The 3,461-nt window shown below is 67.9% G+C and carries 2 protein-coding genes and 1 pseudogene; 2 read left to right on the top strand and 1 reads right to left on the bottom strand.

All coding sequences use genetic code 11. From position 1 onward, the window contains the following. Positions 1–195: 195 nt before the first annotated feature. Positions 196–1,260, top strand: coding sequence for a tyrosine-type recombinase/integrase (locus VN856_RS14605; protein WP_325690205.1), 1,065 nt, complete (start codon positions 196–198; stop codon positions 1,258–1,260). Then, positions 1,254–3,245 (top strand): tyrosine-type recombinase/integrase, encoded by a 1,992-nt coding sequence (locus VN856_RS14600; RefSeq protein WP_325690203.1) that lies wholly within the window; start codon positions 1,254–1,256, stop codon positions 3,243–3,245. The genes VN856_RS14605 and VN856_RS14600 overlap by 7 nt, the downstream gene beginning before the upstream one ends. Before the next feature lie 24 nt (positions 3,246–3,269). Here the strand turns inward: VN856_RS14600 and VN856_RS14595 are convergent. Beyond that, a pseudogene (locus VN856_RS14595) lies at positions 3,270–3,461 on the bottom strand (transposase); the annotation flags it as partial.

Raw genomic sequence — 3,461 nt, 5'->3', positions numbered from 1 at the left:
TGCACAGAGCGTGTCGCCCTTCCGAGTGCAGCAGGGTGCGCACCCACGGCCAGGAGGACTTTGGGGTGATGGCCATCAAATTATCCGTTAACCGGCCCTCGGAAGGGCGACACGCTCTGTGCAGGTGAGGTCCCACCAGTGAGGCTCGTGGGTGCTGACACTAGAGGTTGGTGGGCTTTCCGCTTGGAGGTGCCGATGGGGCTTCGGGTTGCCGGTGACGGAGACGTCTTCCTGATTGCCGGTCAGGTCGCCATTGGGCAGCGCGACGACGTCGCGATGGTGAACCGGTTCCTGGCGCATCTGAAGGGCAGGAACTTCGCTCGGGCGACGCGGCGCGCGTATGCGTATGACGTGTTGAACTTTTTGCGGTTCCTCGCCGGGCAGGGGGTTGGTCTGGCCGAGGTGCGGCCGACCGACTTGTTTGACTATCTGGACTGGCAGACGCAGCCCAAGCGCACGGCGGGTTCGACAGTGGTCCGGTTGTCCGAGCGGCGGGGCGCCGCTGCTGCGACGCAGAACCGGCGCATCGCCGCGGTGCGGGCACTGTTCGAGTTCGCGGTGATCACTGGCGTGGTGATGGCCAGTCCGGTGCCGGCGCCGCGGCGCACCAGCGGGCTTCGGGCGCGTCGGGGCCTGCTGGGCCATATCCCGGCTCGTCACCGGCGGTCGGGCGGCCGGCTGGTGCGGGAGCAGCGGCTATTGCCGGAAAGCCTTGAGCTAGCTGAGGTTGAGGCGTTTCTGAGCGACCTGAACACTCACCGCGACCGCGCGATGGTGCTGCTGATGCTGCTCGGCGGACTACGCGCCGCCGAAGTCCGCGGTCTGTTGTTGGCTGAGGTGGACGTCGGCCGCCGGCAGTTGCGGGTGGTCGGCAAGGGTGGTCGGGAACGAGTGGTTCCGGTGGACCGGCCTTTCTTCGCCGAACTCGCTGCTTACTTACGGCTTGAACGTCCGGCGGATTGCGCGACCGAGCAATGCTTCGTCGTGTTGCGCGGGCCGACCGCGGGACAGCCGTTGACCGAGGCTGGGATGCGTCGGATCTTTCGCACCCACCGGGCCCGCTCGGGTGCGGCCCGGGTGCGCCCGCACCGGCTGCGGCACACCTATGGCACGCAGTTGGCCGCGGCCGGGATCGATCTGCTGGCGCTGCGGGATTTGATGGGGCACGCCAGCCCGGAGACAACGGGAAAATACGTGCACCTGTCGGCCGAGACCCTCGCCGCCGAGTACACCGCTGCACGCAAGGCATCGCCGTGGTGAGTGTGGCGGCCAGCGTGCTGGACGCCGCGCCGTTGCGCGGCGCAGCTGAGCTGATCGCCGCCTACGACGCGCACGTCGACACGGTGTCGCCCTGCGCGAGTGTGCGATTCGCGCGGCGTCGCAGCGCGCGCCGCTTCGTGGACCGCTTTCCCGACCCGACAGTATGGATGCGCCGGCCCACCCCGGCCCGGCTGATGGACCTGCACCGGCTAAAAGCGTGGCCGTTCGTCTCGTGGTGTTTCATCCAGCGGCACCTGGTCCCGGATGTGGAGTTACTGTTGGCCAAACCAGCCGGGTGCGGACTGCCGGTCCAGTGGGCCGAACACGAGCCGGACAACTTGGCCGCGGTCGCCGAAGCCGCCGCGGTGCTGGGCTGGAGCAGCAACTGGCAGCGGCAGGTCGGGCTGCTGGCTGCCTCGACGATCTGCCTACATGTGGGAAAGCGCGTTCGGCAGCTGACCGAGGACGACTTCGCCTCTGTGCTTGGACAATTGGATGGATCGGCCGCGCTGTCTGCCTCGGCGCGTCACCACGCCCGCCACCGGCTGTTCGCCTTGCAGCAGGCCTGTTATCAGCTCGGCTGCCTGACTACCCCGCCACGGCAGAGCGGGCCGGTGGCGGTTGGGCCACTTGTGCACGCCGCCGGTGTCCGCCAGCCGCTGATCCGCACCGAGGTCCTCCGCTACGTGCAGACGATGACCACCACGCTGCGCCCCTACACAGTGGCCGGGCGAACTAAGGCTTTGCGGGTGTTCTTCGACTACTTGGCCGACCACCACCCTGAGGTGACCCGGCTGGAGGAGATTGAACGGACCCGCCACATTGAGCCCTATCTGGCGTGGGCGCGGACCCGGCCGTGGCGCGGCAAGAACCGTGAGCGCCGCACCATCGGCGTGGTTGCGTTCCACCAAGACGTGGTCGACCTGCGCTGTTTCTTCGAAGACATCGCCGGCTGGGGCTGGCCGTCGGCGCCGCCGCGGAGGCTGCTGTTCTACGCCGACATCCCGCGCATCCCCGACGCGCTGCCCCGAGCGCTGACCCCAGACGTCGACCGGGCGCTGACGACCGCAATTGCGAATCTCGATGACGCACTGGTGCGTACCGGTCTGTTGCTGCTACGCGCCACCGGCATGCGCATCGGCGAATTGCTCGACCTGGAACTGGACTGCCTGCTGGACTTCGCCGGTCACGGCACCTGGCTGCGAGTGCCGGTCGGCAAGCTGAATTCCGAACGCATGGTGCCGCTCGATCCCGACACCGTGCAGGTGATCGACGCCTGGATTGCTCAACGGGGCCGCCAGCGTGCGCTACCTCACCCCCGCGACGGTCGGCTAACTGAGTTCTTGTTCCTCGAACACGGCCGTCGGCCAACGTCATTCCGGCTGCGCAAGGGCCTGCTCGACGCGGCCGCCGTCGCCGGGCTGCGCGGCCGCGACGGGCAGCTGCTACACATCACGCCACATCAGCTGCGGCACACCTTCGGCACCAGCCTGATCAACGGCGGTATCGGGTTGCCTGCGCTGATGGCGCTCATGGGCCACGTCACCCCCGAGATGACGCTGCGCTATGCCAAGCTCGCCACCCCGACCATCCGCAGTGCCTACCAGGCGGCGATGGACAAAGTCCGCGCCGGGCAACTGCTCCCACTGACCTCCGTCAACGCCGCACCGCCGGTGCCCGACAAGGTCGCCTGGCTGCACGCCGAGATGCTCAAAACCCGACTCGCACATGGCTTCTGCGCCCGCCCCAAAGCCGCTGGGCCTTGCCCCTACGCCAACATCTGCGAACAGTGCGACTTCTTCGTCCCCGACCCAGCGGCCACCACGACGATCAGCGCGCAACTCAACGACATCCGCGCCCTGCAGGCCGATGCCCACGCCCGCGGCTGGGACGACGAAGCCGCCCGACATGAGCGCGTCGCGGCCAGTCTCGATCAACACCTCGAACGACTACGCCGCCATCATTCGACCGACCCGTCTGCTTGACCCTGGCCGCGAGGGCCGGTTAATGCGCCGCTTATGCAAGGTACATCTTTGGATCGCCGCCTTGGCGCCGAACACCTCGCGCACCGCCGCCGACAGGGCCTTGGCGCCGTCGATGACCACCAGCAGCCCATCATCGAAGTCCAGGCCACGGTCAACCAGGTCGGCCAGCAGAGCGCGTACCACGGTCTTGTTCTCGGTAGCGCCGTCCCACAGCCC

The organism is Mycobacterium sp. (genome assembly GCF_035603715.1).
Classification (GTDB): Bacteria; Actinomycetota; Actinomycetes; order Mycobacteriales; family Mycobacteriaceae; genus Mycobacterium.
This window is presented reverse-complemented; position numbering and strand designations above follow the sequence as displayed.

Coding starts and splice junctions, on each gene's coding strand:
- VN856_RS14605 (WP_325690205.1), top strand. CDS start 196: ATGGGGCTTCGGGTTGCCGGTGACGGAGACGTCTTCCTGATTGCCGGT.